Here is a 14,676-nt window from a genome sequence, read left to right on the forward strand (position 1 = left end):
AACATCCATGATTTGATAATGATAGTAATTATCGTTATCTATCTTATTTGGCTATGTTAGCATGTGCCGCCATGGAATTGGTATAAAAGAAACCGGACAAGGCCTTGTAATGACCCAAAAATCCTGGCTGCTCAACCTCAGCCTGCTCAAAACGCATCCGGCGTTTCGCGCCGTCTTTATCGCCCGTTTTATCTCCATTTTATCGCTTGGCTTGCTGGGCGTTGCCGTACCGGTGCAGATTCAGGCCATGACGCAATCCAGCTGGCTGGTAGGGTTGTCCGTCACCTTAACGGGCGGAGCGATGTTCATCGGTCTGATGGTGGGCGGTGTGCTGGCAGACCGTTATGAGCGTAAGAAATTGATTTTACTGGCACGCGGAACCTGCGGTATCGGATTCGTGGGCCTGTGTCTGAATGCCATGCTGCCAGAACCGTCCCTGATTGCCATTTACGCGCTGGGAGTGTGGGATGGCCTGTTTGCCTCTATTGGCGTGACGGCGTTACTGGCGGCAACGCCTGCGCTGGTCGGGCGTGAAAATCTGATGCAGGCCGGGGCGATCACCATGCTTACGGTGCGCCTGGGATCGGTCATTTCCCCGATGGTAGGCGGCCTTTTGCTGGCGACGGGCGGCGTGGCGTGGAACTACGGTCTGGCGGCGCTGGGGACGTTTATCACCACCTTAACGTTGCTCCGTTTGCCGGTTTTACCCCCTCCGCCGCAAGTGCGTGAACACCCTCTGAAATCGCTGATGGCGGCCATTCGTTTTCTCTTCAGCCATCCGCTGATTGGAGGCATCGCCCTGCTTGGCGGCTTGCTGACAATGGCGAGCGCGGTACGCGTGCTTTACCCTGCACTGGCGGGGGAGTGGCAGATGAGTGCCTCACAAATTGGCTTGCTGTATGCGGCTATCCCGCTCGGTGCGGCCTTTGGTGCATTGACCAGCGGAAACCTGGCGCGGAGCGCGCGGCCAGGTTTGATCATGCTGGCCGCGACGCTTGCCTCATTTATCGCGATTGGCTTTTTCAGCCTGATGCCTTTTTGGGCGCTTGGTGTGGTGTGTCTGGCGCTGTTTGGCTGGCTCAGCGCCATCAGCTCTTTACTGCAATACACGCTGATTCAGACGCAGACGCCAGAGGCGATGTTGGGCAGGATCAATGGTCTGTGGACTGCGCAGAACGTCACGGGGGATGCCATTGGTGCGGCGATATTAGGCGGGCTGGGAGTCATCCTGACGCCGGTGGCATCAGCGAGCAGCAGTGGGTTTGCGCTGGCGATTGTGGGGGCGATTTTGTTCGTCGTCCTGGCAGAGTTACGGCGGTTCAGACAGGACGTGATGTTGAACGACAGTGCGGCTTGATGGCCTGGCCCGAACCCTCTCCCGGCGGGAGAGGGAGGGGTTGTGTCTTATTTGAACAGTGTCTCTAAGCGCTGTAACACCCGCATCGCACTGTAGTAATCCAGACGGAAGGTTTCCGTACCCAGTGCCCAGACGCGTTTGTTTTGCACCGAAGGCAGATGTGCCAGCAGCGGGTTGGCATAAATTGCGTCCACGTCTTTCTGATCCCCGGCGAACAGGAACAACCCTTCACCGTTCAGGCCAGTAGCCAGATTTTCACCGCCTAACTGAATGATATCGTGACGTTTACCCTGGCTTTTCGAGGTATGCAGCCCGGCAGGGAGTTCAGCAAGCTGGAAGCCTAACTGTTGCAGCAGCTTCCCTTGCGCGGACTCAGACGTCCACAGGTTGGCGCTGTGTGCTGCTGCGGTATAGACAATGGCATTGACCGGCTGCGGCGGCAGTTTCATCTGCTGTTTGACCTGCGTGAGCTGTTTATCAAATTCGGCAATACGCGCGGCAGCCTGTTTTTCCTGACCGGTGATTGTGCCCAGTTGTGTCAGCAGTGCCTGCCAGCTTTTGTCGTCGTAGTTGATGATAAGCGTCGGGGCAATGGCTGAAAGCTGGTCGTACAGTGCCAGTGCAGAATCACCGCCCGTGGCGCTGATCAGAATCAAATCCGGCATTTGAGCCGCCACCGCTTCAGCACTGGGTTCGCCAATATAGAGGCGGGCGAGCTTACGTTGTTTAGCGATATCTCCCCACTGGCGTAAAAAGCCTTGTGCATCGGCCACGCGGTTGTTGGGGGTGGTTGCCCCGCTGGCAATGACCGGGGCATCAATCGCCAGCAGCGATCCGGTTAAGGTTACGCTGGTGGATACAATGCGGGTCGGTTTGCTGTCAAGCGTATGCACGCCGTGGCTGTCCGTTATCTGACGTGGCCAGTCGGCAGCGGTAGCTGAGGTTAATCCTAAAACAAAAAGTCCTGCGAAAAGCAGGGCGTTATGGCAAACGGCGGGGAGTTTCACAAAGCGACATCCTGTTTGTATTGGAGTTAATGCTTCTCATTTTCATGAATGGTGAGAAGGGATGCAAGCGATAGTCGCACAAGATGCTCGCTCATCGGTTGACACCAGGGCGCTCTGCGATTAGGTTAGCCATCGAAAATATAAATGATAATCATTATTACTGCCTTTATCATTTTATGGAGGATGATATGGATACGTCATTGGCTGAGGATCTTCAGCACACTGCGACCACGCTGCAATCAGACAGCTTTTTCTTTATGTCGCCTTATCGCAGCTTCACCACGTCTGGTTGTTTTGCCCGTTTTTCCGAGCCTGCTCTGGGCGGCGATGACCCTGCAAGCGCCTTTCAGCAAAAGCTGACCCGAATGTTTGAGAAGGCGAAAGCCAGCGGAATTGCACATCCCGTCATGGTCGGCGCAATCCCGTTTGATACTCGCGAACCGTCTTCACTGTTTATTCCGCAACGCTGGCAAACCTTTTCGCGCCCTGCACGTCAGCAGTCTGCGCGTTATCTTTCCGGGGCGCAGGAACTGACGGTAAAACAACGCACTGAAATCCCACCACAGCCTGTGTTTGAAGAGATGGTTTCCCGGGCTGCTGCGCTTACGGCCACACCGCAGGTGAATAAAGTGGTGCTGTCGCGCCTGATTGATATTGCCACCGATCGCAACATTGAGAGCGGTGCGCTGCTGGAGCGCCTGATTGCGCAAAACCCGGCGAGTTTTAACTTCCATGTGCCGCTGGAAGATGGCGGCGTGCTGTTGGGGGCAAGCCCGGAACTGCTGCTGCGCAAAGAGGGCTCTCACTTTAGCTCGCTGCCGCTGGCAGGCTCTGCGCGACGTCAGCCGGATGATGTGCTGGATCGTGAAGCGGGCAACAAATTACTGGCATCGGAAAAAGACCGCCACGAGCATGAGCTGGTGACGCAGGCGATGAAAACGGTGCTGGAAAATCGCAGTCACTCCCTGAGTATGCCGTCGTCACCTCAGTTGGTGACAACACCGACGCTGTGGCATCTGGCTACGCCGATCGAGGGCGAAGCGCATCAGCATGAAAACGCACTGACGCTGGCCTGTTTGCTGCATCCGACGCCGGCACTGAGCGGCTTCCCGCATCAGGCGGCTAAACAGATTATCGCTGAGCTGGAACCGTTCGACCGCGATCTGTTTGGCGGCATTGTTGGCTGGTGTGATAGCGAAGGCAATGGCGAGTGGGTGGTGACTATCCGCTGTGCGCGTATCCACGATAAAACCGTTCGTCTGTTTGCTGGCGCGGGTATTGTCCCTGCGTCATCTCCGGTTGGCGAATGGCGCGAAACCGGGGTGAAACTCTCCACCATGCTGAACGTTTTTGGCTTGCATTAAGGACAAATAATGACCATCCCCTTTACCCGTTGGCCGGAAGATTTTGCCCGGCGCTATCGTGAAAAAGGCTACTGGCAGGATCTGCCCCTGACCCACATTCTGACACGCCATGTGGATAATGACGCGGTGGCGATCGTCGACGGTGAGCGGCGTTACACCTACCGCCAGTTTAATCAGGCGGTGAATAACCTCGCGAGCGCGTTGCAGGCCCAGGGTCTTCATCGTGGTGAGACGGCGCTGGTGCAGCTGGGTAACGTTGCCGAGTTTTACATCACCTTCTTTGCCCTGCTTCAGGTGGGAGTCGCGCCGGTTAATGCGCTCTTCAGCCACCAGCGTAGTGAACTGAACGCTTATGCGTTGCAGATAAAACCTGCGCTGCTGATTGCCGATCGCGACCATACGCTGTTTGCGGGCGATGATTTCCTCAATACTTTTATCAATGAACACAGCTCAGTGCGCGTGGTTCTGCTGCGTGGCGAGCGCGGTGAACATGCCCTGGAGGCGGCTATTGCCCGTCCGGCGGATAATTTCATCCCTAATCCGACACCTGCCGATGAAGTCGCATTTTTCCAGCTTTCCGGTGGCAGTACCGGTACGCCGAAACTGATCCCGCGTACGCATAACGACTATGACTACAGCATTCGTCGCAGCAATGAGATTTGCGGCATCACCGATGACACCCGTTACCTGAATGCGCTGCCTGCGGCGCATAACTATGCCATGAGTTCTCCGGGCTCGCTCGGGATCTTTACGGCCGGCGGTTGTGTTGTGCTGGCAAACGATCCGAGTGCCACGCTCTGCTTCCCGCTGATTGAACAGCATCAGATTAACGTCACCTCGCTGGTTCCTCCGGCAGTTAGCCTGTGGCTACAGGCGATTGCAGAAGGGGCGGGCAACGCACAGCTTCAGTCGCTCAAACTGCTGCAGGTGGGGGGGGCTCGTTTGTCGGCAACGCTTGCCGCGCGTATTCCGGCGGAGATTGGCTGCCAGTTACAGCAGGTGTTTGGCATGGCCGAAGGGCTGGTCAACTACACGGCACTGGATGATACGCCAGAGCGCATCATGAACACTCAGGGTCGTCCGATGTGCCCGGATGATGAGGTGTGGGTGGCTGATGAGAACGGTAACCCGCTGCCGCGCGGTGAAGTTGGACGGCTGATGACGCGCGGGCCGTATACCTTCCGGGGCTACTTCAACAGCCCGGAACATAACGCCAGCGCCTTTGATGCCGAGGGTTTTTACTGCTCTGGCGATCTGATCGCCATCGACGAGCAGGGCTACATCACCGTACAGGGGCGCGAAAAAGATCAGATCAATCGGGGGGGCGAGAAAATTGCCGCCGAGGAGATCGAAAACCTGCTGCTGCGCCATTCGTCGGTGATCCATGCCGCGCTGGTGAGCATGGAAGATAACCTGCTGGGTGAAAAAAGCTGCGCTTATCTGGTGGTGAAACAGCCGCTGCGTGCCGTTGAGGTTCGCCGGTTCCTGCGTGAACAGGGCGTTGCGGAGTTCAAACTGCCGGACCGCGTAGAGAGCGTGGACGCGCTGCCGTTGACCCCGGTAGGGAAAGTAGACAAGAAACAGTTGCGCCTGTGGCTCGCTGAACGCGCCCAGGGCTGAGGAACAAGACGATGGCAATTCCAAAATTAACCGGTTACGCACTGCCGACGGCTGCCGATCTGCCGGACAATAAAGTGAACTGGGCATTTGAACCAGAGCGCGCGGCGCTGCTGATCCATGATATGCAGGAATACTTCCTGAATTTCTGGGGCGAAAACAGCCCAATGATGGCGCAAGTGGTTGCAAACATCGCGAAAATTCGCGAGTACTGCAAAGAGCACAATATTCCGGTTTATTACACCGCACAGCCAAAAGAGCAGAGCGATGAAGATCGCGCCCTGCTGAACGATATGTGGGGGCCGGGGCTCACCCGCTCGCCAGAGCAGCAACGCATTGTTGCCGAACTGACGCCAGATGAAGCTGACACGGTGCTGGTGAAATGGCGCTATAGCGCGTTCCACCGTTCGCCGCTGGAGCTGATGCTTAAAGAGACAGGCCGCAACCAGTTGTTGATCACTGGCGTGTACGCCCACATTGGTTGTATGACCACGGCAACAGATGCCTTTATGCGCGATATCAAACCGTTCTTTATTGCCGATGCGCTGGCAGATTTCACCCGTGACGAGCACCTGATGTCGCTTAACTACGTGGCGGGACGTTCTGGTCGTGTGGTGATGACAGAGGAGCTGTTACCTTCGGTTCCGGCCTCGAAAGAGGCGCTGCGTGCGGTCGTGCTGCCGCTGCTGGATGAGTCCGATGAGCCTTTGGATGATGAAAACCTGATCGACTATGGTCTGGACTCGGTGCGCATGATGGCTCTGGCTGCCCGCTGGCGAAAAGTGCATGGCGATATTGATTTCGTCATGCTGGCGAAAAACCCAACCCTTGATGCCTGGTGGGCGTTGCTCTCCCGCGAGGTGAAGTGATGGCCGGATTCGATTTTACCGGCAAAACTGTCTGGGTGACGGGGGCGGGCAAAGGGATTGGCTACGCCACCGCGTTGGCCTTTGCCGAGGCCGGGGCACAGGTGACGGGGTTCGATCTGGCGTTTCCGCTGGCGGAGTATCCTTTTACCACCGAAACGATGAACGTCGCGGATCCCACGCAGGTGAGTGACGTCTGCGGGCGCGTGCTTGCCACCGTTGATCGCCTGGACGTGCTGGTGAATGCCGCCGGTATTTTGCGCATGGGGGCAACCGATCAGCTTTCGCAGGATGACTGGCAGCAGACCTTCGCCGTTAATGTGGGGGGGGCGTTTAACCTGTTCCAGCAGACGATGGGCCAGTTCCGTCGTCAGCAGGGTGGGGGGATTGTCACCGTTGCCTCCGACGCCGCTCATACGCCGCGCTTGGGTATGAGCGCCTATGGCGCGTCGAAAGCGGCGCTGAAAAGCCTTGCGTTGACGGTTGGGCTGGAGTTGGCACGCGATGGTGTGCGTTGTAACCTGGTATCCCCGGGATCGACCGATACCGATATGCAGCGCACCCTGTGGGTGAGCGATGATGCTGAACAGCAGCGAATTCTGGGGTTTGGCGAGCAATTTAAACTCGGTATTCCGCTCGGTAAAATTGCCCGTCCGCAGGAGATTGCCAGTACTGTTCTGTTCCTGGCATCTGACCATGCCAGCCATATCACCTTGCAGGATATTGTGGTGGACGGCGGCTCCACGCTGGGGGCGTAGATGATCTGGAAACGTCACTTATCCCTTGATGAGCTGAATGCCACCAGCCTGAACACGATGGTGGCGCATCTGGGGATTATCTATACCCGCCTGGGCGATGACACGCTGGAAGCAGAGATGCCGGTAGATGAGCGTACTCATCAGCCGTTTGGCCTGCTGCACGGTGGGGCTTCGGCAGCGCTGGCAGAAACGCTGGGGTCAATGGCCGGATTTCTGATGACCCGCGACGGGCAAAATGTGGTGGGCACTGAGCTTAATGCCACCCATCATCGTGCCGTGTCCCAGGGCAAGGTGCGCGGTGTATGTCAGCCTCTGCATCTGGGGCGACAGAGCCAGAGCTGGGAAATTGTGGTCTTCGACGAGCAGGGACGCCGCTGCTGTACGTGTCGCCTGAGTACGATGGTACTGGGATAAGTCTTTCACGCTGAAAGTGATCGGCTTAACACTGTGATGTAAATATCTGGTTTGACCACGCATTATTGCGTTTCAAAGTTGTTAAATTTTACGCGTTGATCTAGAAACAAAATGTAACATCTCATTGTTTCACGACAACGGATAACAACTATGAACAACTCAGGGAAATACCTTAAATGGGCAGTGCTCTCCGTTGTGGGGGCATTTGCTCTGGGCTACATCGCCCTCAATCGTGGTGAACAGATCAATGCGCTATGGATCGTCGTCGCCGCCGTCTGCATTTATCTGATCGCGTATCGTTTTTATGGTCTCTATATCGCAAAGAATGTCCTCGCGGTAGACGGGACGCGCATGACACCTGCCGTTCGTCATAACGATGGTCTGGACTACGTACCAACCGACAAAAAAGTGCTGTTTGGCCACCATTTCGCGGCAATCGCAGGGGCAGGCCCGCTGGTAGGCCCCGTACTGGCGGCGCAAATGGGCTATCTGCCAGGGATGATTTGGATCCTTGCTGGCGTGGTGCTGGCAGGAGCGGTACAGGACTTTATGGTGCTGTTCGTCTCCACGCGTCGCGATGGCCGCTCATTGGGTGAGCTGGTAAAAGAAGAGATGGGGCCGACGGCCGGGGTGATTGCCCTGGTCGCGACCTTTATGATCATGGTGATTATTCTGGCGGTACTGGCCATGATCGTAGTGAAAGCGTTGACCCACAGTCCGTGGGGAACCTACACCGTCGCCTTTACCATTCCCCTGGCGTTGTTCATGGGGATCTATATTCGCTATCTGCGCCCTGGGCGTATCGGCGAAGTCTCCGTGATTGGTCTGGTCTTCCTCGTGTTCGCCATTATCTCTGGAGGCTGGGTGGCGGAAAGCCCGACGTGGGCCCCGTACTTTGACTTTACCGGCGTACAACTGACCTGGATGCTGGTGGGTTACGGTTTTGTAGCGTCTGTTCTGCCGGTATGGCTGCTGCTTGCCCCGCGCGATTATCTCTCCACCTTCCTGAAAATCGGCACTATCGTGGGCCTGGCGATTGGCATTCTGATCATGCGTCCGACGCTGACCATGCCTGCGCTAACCAAATTTATTGATGGTACGGGTCCGGTATGGACCGGGAGCCTGTTCCCATTCCTGTTTATCACCATCGCCTGTGGCGCGGTATCAGGCTTCCATGCCCTGATTGCGTCAGGTACGACGCCGAAAATGCTGGCGAATGAGAATCAGGCCTGCTTTATCGGTTACGGCGGGATGCTGATGGAATCCTTCGTGGCGATCATGGCGCTGGTTTCGGCCTGTATTATCGATCCGGGTGTGTATTTTGCGATGAACAGCCCGATGGCGGTGCTCGCACCTGCCGGAACGGTTGACGTGGTGGCATCAGCGGCACAGGTGGTGAGTGGCTGGGGCTTTGCCATCACGCCGGAAACACTGACGCATATCGCCAATGAAGTGGGTGAGCAGTCGATTATCTCTCGTGCAGGCGGTGCGCCGACGCTGGCCGTTGGGATGGCGTACATTCTGCACGGGGCGCTTGGCGGCTTAATGGATGTGTCATTCTGGTATCACTTTGCCATTCTGTTTGAAGCGCTGTTTATTCTGACGGCGGTGGACGCCGGAACCCGCGCGGCACGCTTTATGTTGCAGGATCTGTTGGGGGTTATCTCCCCAGGGCTGAAACGCACCGATTCATTGCCTGCAAACCTGTTGGCGACAGCGTTGTGTGTCCTGGCGTGGGGATATTTCCTGCATCAGGGGGTGGTGGATCCGCTGGGCGGAATTAACACCCTGTGGCCGCTGTTCGGTATTGCTAACCAGATGCTGGCAGGCATGGCGCTGATGCTGTGTGCCGTTGTGCTGTTCAAGATGAAGCGCCAGCGTTATGCGTGGGTCGCACTTGTGCCGACAGCCTGGTTGCTGATTTGTACTCTGACGGCGGGCTGGCAGAAAGCCTTCAGCCCGGATAACAAAGTGGGTTTCCTGGCGATTGCCAATAAGTTCCAGGCAATGATCGACAGTGGGAAAATCCCGGCGCAGTACACCGAGTCACAGTTGACTCAACTGGTGTTTAACAACCGTCTGGATGCCGGTCTGACGATCTTCTTTATGGTGGTGGTTGTGGTGCTGGCGTTGTACTCTGTGAAAACCGCACTGGCGGCGCTGAAAGAAGACAAACCGACAGCGAAAGAGACGCCATATGAGCCGATGCCTGAAAACCTGGAAGAGATTGTGACCCAGGCGAAAGGGGCGCATTAACCCCTTACTTTACCCCTCTCCCCATAGGGGAGAGGGGACAACGACGAGAAAAAACGATGTTCGACACCCTCTCCAAAGCAGGTAAATACTTAGGTCAGGCCGCCAAAATGATGATCGGCGTACCGGATTACGATAACTATGTCGAGCACATGCGCGTTAATCATCCTGACCAGACGCCAATGACCTACGAAGAATTCTTCCGCGATCGCCAGGACGCCCGCTACGGCGGCAAGGGTGGCGCGAAGTGCTGTTAACCCTCTTTCGGTAAATAGAGGCTGATCTGTTCCTGCCTGCAACCGTAGATTGCCGCGAGTTTTTCACGGGGCGTTTTTGTGGACGGGAATCGGCGTCATCCAAACTATCGTGTGCGACGTTAATATCCTCCAGACCATCAGCGGGAGAAAGCAGCAAAACGCGAACCGTCAAGGCGGCTCGAAAAGGCCTCTGCCGGGCGACAGAGGCATACAGCAAAAATGCGTTCAGGCGTTCAGACCGCCATCCACGTCCAGGCCTGTGCCGGAGATCTGCCCGGCGGCGGGGCTTGCCAGAAACGTCACGGCGGCAGCCACATCTTCCGGCTGGCCGTAATGCCCTATGGCAATGAGCTGACGCTGAGAATCTGCCTGTTCGCCGTCCTCCGGGTTCATATCACTGTTGGTTGGGCCGGGATGTACAAGGTTGACGGTAATGCCGCGCGACCCCAGATCGCGAGCCAGACCACGGGTGAGAGAGTTGAGCGCAGATTTGGTCATCGAATAGACCGAGATACCTGGCTGGGCAACGCGGTTCGCCAGGCAACTGCCAATATTGATAATCCGTCCACCATCAGAGAGATGAACCAGTGCTGCCTGGGTTGCAACAACCACGCCGCGAATATTGACGTTGATCAGGGCATCAATGTCGGCCAGAGTCATGGACTCCAGCGGGCCACCACGGGCTATTCCGGCGTTATTGACCAAAATATCTAACCCGCCAAGGGATCTTGCTGCATGCGTGACGGCATCCTGTATGGCCTGCGCATTGGCGCTGTCCGCCTGAATCGCTTCGCTGTGCCGCCCCAGTGCGGAGATTTCATCGGCGACGGCCTGGGCTTTTTCGGCCGATTTTTCATACGTAATCACGACATCGGCTCCGGCTTGTGCCAGAGAGAGCGCAATCGCGCGACCCAACCCACGGCTGGCGCCGGTGACCAGCGCCTTTTTACCTGTTAAATCGATCTGCATGATGACCTCGTTGCGAGAGTGGTGAGAATCATCATTAGGTATAGACCGTCAACGTCATTAGCGGCTGAAGGCTTCCACCTTTTCAAACGCGGCGCGCAGAACATCGGGGGTCAGAGCAACCGGTAAATAGTGGATAGACTCCACCGGACGCAGCGTGTGGGTAATCACCTTGTCCAGTTCATCGCGATTGTTGATATCGATATCCAGCTCATGCAGCGTGGTCGGCAGGTTAAAGCGCTGATAAGCCGCAACCAACTGGGCCAGCACGTCATCCTGACCAAGCAGGGCACTTTGTACCAGAATGCCGTAAGCCACTTTCGTACCGTGCAGGTATTTTTCGGTCTGTGGCAGGACGGTTAAGCCGTTATGTACCGCATGGGCGGCTGCCACGCGCGTATAGCGTTCTCCCAGACCGCCGACCATACCGCCACCGGCAATAATCGCATCTACCACATCACGAAATGCTTGTGTGATTTCACCGCGTTGCTGGTCGGCCAGCGCCTCTTCACTGCGCTCCAGCAGGACATCGCGGATCGCCAGTGCGCCGTTGATCCCGAGGCGTACGGTCAGTGGCAGGTTTTCAGGCTGAGGGGCAAGAACCACTGCTTCGTACCATTTCGCCAGAGTGTCGCCGATGCCTGCCAGCAGGTATTCCGCCGGGGCATTAAGGATGATCTGCGGCTCAACCAGCACCAGGAAATTGGCATCGTCGAAAATTTCGAACTGCAACGCTTGTCCGGCATCGTTATACCAGACGGATAACGGCGTCCAGGCTGCACAGGTGGCGGCAATGGTTGGAATAGCGACAACCGGAACACCCAGACGACGCGCCACCGCTTTGACGGTATCGAGTAGCGCCCCGCCGCCCACGCCGATCACCACGCGAGCGTCGTTGCCGGATGCCTTTACCAGTCCGGTTACGTCACGTTCGCTACAGTGGCCTGTAAACAGTAAATGTTTTGCGCCTGGCGTATGAAAACTGTCCGGCAGGAAAGGGCGCGCGCCTGCAATTGCACGTTCGCCATAAATCCACACCGCGTGCGCCAGCTGTTCCGGCGTGAAGAAGTCATTCAGGCGAGCAAGGCTGCCGGGATGAGAGAAGTAATTCGCCGGGCCGGGTACGACGCGGATGTCGGTGTTGCTCATTGTGTTGTCCTTTTTTAGGAAGCGCTAACCCGATGTTATGTCTAGACATCCGGATGGCTAATAATATTTAGCTTTATCTTATGCCTTTTCCGTCGTTGTCAGTCAACCGGAGCTGTGAAAAATTCCATAAATCAAAAAATTAATGAAGGATTTTACGCGGATGGTTTCCAGTCGCCTTGAGATGCGCGGTATCAGCCTGGCTTTTTCAGGGTTTCAGGCGCTGTCACGTGTGGATTTCACGCTGATGGGCGGTTCCGTGCATGCGTTAACCGGTGCGAATGGTGCGGGGAAATCAACGCTGATGGCGGTGTTGTGCGGTACGCACGATCACTATGAAGGCGAGATCTGTATCAACAACCAGCCGGTTGCCATTCGTGAACCGCTGGATGCGAAGCTGCTGGGGATCCACCTTGTGCAGCAGGAAGTGGACGTGGCGCTGATTCCGGGTTTGAGCATCGCCGAAAATATCATGCTCGATCAACTGGCACAGCCGGGGCATCGCTACAACTGGCGCGCTATTCGCCAGCAGGCGAGGCAGGCACTAGCGCAGCTGGATATCGGGATGGACGTGCGCCGCTCAATCGACAACTGCTCGCTTGCTGAAAAGCAGCAAATTTTGCTGGCGCGGGCGCTGTCACATCACTGCCGTTTTCTGATTCTCGATGAACCCACCGCTCCGCTGGACGCGCATGAAAGCGAACGTCTGTTTGTGGTCGTGAAACGCCTGCAACAGCAGGGTATTGGTGTGGTGTTTATCTCCCACCGTATTCACGAGCTGAAAGCCATTTGCGACACCTTAACGGTGCTGCGCGACGGCAAGCTGATTGAATCTGGCCCGATGGCAGCGCTAAGCGGCGAAGCCATTGTGGAGAAAATGCTCGGCCATGAGCTGAGCGACATCTATCCGCCAGCACGTCCACCACACAGCGAAGAGACGCTGTTGCGGGTGGAAGGCCTGCACGATGAAGCGCTGCTGAAAAATATCTCATTGCATCTGCGTAAAGGGGAAATCCTGGGGATCGCAGGGCTGGCGGGGGCAGGGAAAACGGAACTCTGCAAGGCGCTATTCGGCGCGACTAAAAGCCGCGTTGAACATGGCGAGCTGAATCATCAACCCTGGCAACCGCGCGATCCGGCCGATTCTGTCCTGCGTGGTCTGGCGCTGGTTCCGGAAGAGCGTCGCAAAGAGGGCATTTTTATCGATGAGCCGGTCAGCATGAATCTTTCTGTCAGTGCGGATAACTCATTCTCCCGTTGGAGCCTGTTCGGGCATCGTCAGGCGTGGCGATGGGCAGAAGAGGTCATTGCTCGCGTGGGGGTACGTACGCGTGGGCCAGGACAAGTGCTGCGTCGCCTTTCGGGAGGAAACCAGCAAAAAGTGGCCATCGGTAAATGGCTACGCAATGAGGCCAGTGTGCTCATTTTTGACGAGCCAACCAAAGGTGTGGACGTGAAAGCCAAAACGGACCTGTTCCAGTTGATTGATGGCCTGGCACGGGAAGGGAAAGGGGTGATTTACGCCTCTGGTGAGTTTGCTGAACTGGTGGGATTGTGCGACCGCATCTGCGTGCTGTGGGACGGGCGTATTGTGGCGGAGATCGCCGGGGCCGAGGCCCGTGAAGAGACATTACTTTATTATTCAACCGGAGGAACGGCGTCGTGAGCAAGGCCCTTTCAGTGAATGCGACGGTGTCGGGCCGTCAGCAAATTTTCGATTTTCTCTACAAATGGGGCATGTTGCTGACCGTTGTGGCGCTGATCGCCGTGTTTGGCGCGGCATCAGATAACTTCCTCGATCCGAACAATATTATCAATATTCTGCGCTCGATCGCCATTGTAACGGTGATTGCCATTGGTGTGTCGATTTCCCTGACCATAGGCGGGTTCGACCTTTCTGTTGGATCAACCGCATCGCTTGCCAATGCGCTGGTGATTTCATTATTTGTCTGGCACGGCTTTGGTGCGACGGAGTCGATTCTGATTACGCTCGCACTCTGTACGCTGGTCGGTCTGTTCAATGCGTTTCTGATTGTGATCCTGCGAATTCCGGACATGCTCGCTACCCTGGCCAGCCTGTTTGTGATTCAGGGAGTGGCAATGACCTACAGCTATGGCGGATCGATTACGGAGAACATGGTGCTGCCGAGCGGTGACATGGCCGAAGGGACGATCCCGGCCGCCTTCAGTGCGCTGGGCCAGGTTCCGACCATTGTGATTATCATGCTGGTGGTCACCATTCTGGCGCAACTGGGCTTGTCGCTGACCACTCACGGGCGTCGTATGTACGCGATTGGCGGGAATCCTGAAGCGGCACGTTTATCCGGCATTCGTACCACGCGTTATAAAGTGGCGGCGTATGTGATCGCTTCTCTTCTGGCGGGATTAGGTGGCATTTTGCTGGCCTCGCGTATCGGCTCTTCGCAGGTGAATGCGGGCGGCGGATATCTGATGGATGCGGTCGCGGCGGCGTGGATAGGTTTTTCGCTGGCAGGTTCGGGCAAGCCTAACGCGCTGGGTACGCTGGTAGGGGCGGTGATCCTCGGCGTGCTCTCTAACGGCCTGGTGATGCTTTCCGTACCGTATTACGCCATGGACATTATAAAAGGGCTGGTGCTCGCAGTGGCGCTGGCGATTACTTACATACAAAAACGTTAGCAATACATAACAA

General features: G+C 56.4%; 13 protein-coding genes and 1 pseudogene. 10 read left to right on the plus strand and 4 right to left on the minus strand.

Annotated features, from left to right (window positions below; translation table 11 throughout):
* Window positions 1–109: 109 nt before the first annotated feature.
* Window positions 110–1,357 (plus strand): enterobactin transporter EntS, encoded by a 1,248-nt coding sequence (gene entS / locus GF617_RS01305; RefSeq protein ID WP_181622614.1) that lies wholly within the window; start codon window positions 110–112, stop codon window positions 1,355–1,357.
* Window positions 1,358–1,404: 47 nt separating this feature from the next.
* On the opposite strand, the gene fepB is transcribed toward entS, so the two are convergent.
* On the minus strand, window positions 1,405–2,364 hold the full coding sequence (gene fepB / locus GF617_RS01310) for a Fe2+-enterobactin ABC transporter substrate-binding protein (protein WP_203450899.1): 960 nt from the start codon (window positions 2,362–2,364) through the stop codon (window positions 1,405–1,407).
* A 188-nt stretch (window positions 2,365–2,552) separates the two neighbouring features.
* Here fepB and entC point away from each other — a divergent pair, with 188 nt between their 5' ends.
* From entC to GF617_RS01345, 7 genes are all read left to right on the plus strand, one after another.
* Entirely contained in the window at window positions 2,553–3,728 is a 1,176-nt protein-coding gene (entC, locus tag GF617_RS01315; RefSeq protein ID WP_181622616.1) for an isochorismate synthase EntC, read from the plus strand.
* 9 nt (window positions 3,729–3,737) lie between these two features.
* Complete coding sequence (gene entE / locus GF617_RS01320) at window positions 3,738–5,348, plus strand: (2,3-dihydroxybenzoyl)adenylate synthase EntE (RefSeq protein ID WP_203450900.1); 1,611 nt, start codon at window positions 3,738–3,740, stop codon at window positions 5,346–5,348.
* 11 nt (window positions 5,349–5,359) lie between these two features.
* A complete protein-coding gene (locus tag GF617_RS01325) occupies window positions 5,360–6,214 on the plus strand; it encodes an isochorismatase (protein ID WP_181622618.1) in 855 nt (284 codons plus the stop codon).
* On the plus strand, window positions 6,214–6,969 hold the full coding sequence (entA, locus tag GF617_RS01330; RefSeq protein ID WP_203450901.1) for a 2,3-dihydro-2,3-dihydroxybenzoate dehydrogenase EntA: 756 nt from the start codon (window positions 6,214–6,216) through the stop codon (window positions 6,967–6,969). Before GF617_RS01325 ends, entA begins: the two co-directional genes overlap by 1 nt.
* Window positions 6,970–7,383: a proofreading thioesterase EntH gene (gene entH / locus GF617_RS01335; RefSeq protein WP_181622620.1), complete on the plus strand. Its 414-nt coding sequence runs from the start codon at window positions 6,970–6,972 to the stop codon at window positions 7,381–7,383.
* A 150-nt stretch (window positions 7,384–7,533) separates the two neighbouring features.
* Entirely contained in the window at window positions 7,534–9,639 is a 2,106-nt protein-coding gene (gene cstA / locus GF617_RS01340; RefSeq protein ID WP_203450902.1) for a pyruvate/proton symporter CstA, read from the plus strand.
* A 56-nt stretch (window positions 9,640–9,695) separates the two neighbouring features.
* The gene (locus GF617_RS01345; protein ID WP_006809671.1) at window positions 9,696–9,893 is read left to right on the plus strand and encodes a YbdD/YjiX family protein; all 198 of its coding nucleotides are present in this window, start codon (window positions 9,696–9,698) and stop codon (window positions 9,891–9,893) included.
* Here GF617_RS01345 and GF617_RS01350 read toward each other — a convergent pair.
* From GF617_RS01350 to GF617_RS01360, 3 genes and pseudogenes are all read right to left on the minus strand, one after another.
* A pseudogene (locus GF617_RS01350) lies at window positions 9,890–9,990 on the minus strand (transcriptional regulator); the annotation flags it as partial. The gene GF617_RS01345 and the pseudogene GF617_RS01350 overlap by 4 nt on opposite strands.
* Before the next feature lie 128 nt (window positions 9,991–10,118).
* Complete coding sequence (locus GF617_RS01355) at window positions 10,119–10,862, minus strand: SDR family NAD(P)-dependent oxidoreductase (RefSeq protein WP_181622622.1); 744 nt, start codon at window positions 10,860–10,862, stop codon at window positions 10,119–10,121.
* Between the two features lie 57 nt (window positions 10,863–10,919).
* Window positions 10,920–12,008, minus strand: a complete 1,089-nt coding sequence (locus tag GF617_RS01360; RefSeq protein ID WP_181622623.1) for an oxidoreductase — start codon at window positions 12,006–12,008, stop codon at window positions 10,920–10,922.
* A 160-nt stretch (window positions 12,009–12,168) separates the two neighbouring features.
* On the opposite strand from GF617_RS01360, the gene GF617_RS01365 reads away from it, so the two are divergent.
* Window positions 12,169–13,671 carry a sugar ABC transporter ATP-binding protein gene (locus GF617_RS01365; RefSeq protein ID WP_181622624.1) on the plus strand — a complete coding sequence of 501 codons (1,503 nt, stop codon included), beginning with the start codon at window positions 12,169–12,171 and terminating at the stop codon, window positions 13,669–13,671.
* Window positions 13,668–14,663, plus strand: a complete 996-nt coding sequence (locus tag GF617_RS01370) for an ABC transporter permease (protein WP_203450903.1) — start codon at window positions 13,668–13,670, stop codon at window positions 14,661–14,663. The genes GF617_RS01365 and GF617_RS01370 overlap by 4 nt, the downstream gene beginning before the upstream one ends.
* The last annotated feature ends 13 nt before the right edge of the window (window positions 14,664–14,676 follow it).

The organism is Lelliottia sp. RWM.1, from assembly GCF_016859735.1.
GTDB lineage: Bacteria > Pseudomonadota > Gammaproteobacteria > Enterobacterales > Enterobacteriaceae > Enterobacter.

Bases quoted from the DNA above. Each gene is read 5' to 3' on its own strand.
- entS (WP_181622614.1), top strand. From the start codon at position 110: ATGACCCAAAAATCCTGGCTGCTCAACCTCAGCCTGCTCAAAACGCAT.
- entC (WP_181622616.1), top strand. From the start codon at position 2,553: ATGGATACGTCATTGGCTGAGGATCTTCAGCACACTGCGACCACGCTG.
- entE (WP_203450900.1), top strand. From the start codon at position 3,738: ATGACCATCCCCTTTACCCGTTGGCCGGAAGATTTTGCCCGGCGCTAT.
- GF617_RS01325 (WP_181622618.1), top strand. From the start codon at position 5,360: ATGGCAATTCCAAAATTAACCGGTTACGCACTGCCGACGGCTGCCGAT.
- entA (WP_203450901.1), top strand. From the start codon at position 6,214: ATGGCCGGATTCGATTTTACCGGCAAAACTGTCTGGGTGACGGGGGCG.
- entH (WP_181622620.1), top strand. From the start codon at position 6,970: ATGATCTGGAAACGTCACTTATCCCTTGATGAGCTGAATGCCACCAGC.
- cstA (WP_203450902.1), top strand. From the start codon at position 7,534: ATGAACAACTCAGGGAAATACCTTAAATGGGCAGTGCTCTCCGTTGTG.
- GF617_RS01345 (WP_006809671.1), top strand. From the start codon at position 9,696: ATGTTCGACACCCTCTCCAAAGCAGGTAAATACTTAGGTCAGGCCGCC.
- GF617_RS01355 (WP_181622622.1), bottom strand. From the start codon at position 10,862: ATGCAGATCGATTTAACAGGTAAAAAGGCGCTGGTCACCGGCGCCAGC.
- GF617_RS01360 (WP_181622623.1), bottom strand. From the start codon at position 12,008: ATGAGCAACACCGACATCCGCGTCGTACCCGGCCCGGCGAATTACTTC.
- GF617_RS01365 (WP_181622624.1), top strand. From the start codon at position 12,169: ATGGTTTCCAGTCGCCTTGAGATGCGCGGTATCAGCCTGGCTTTTTCA.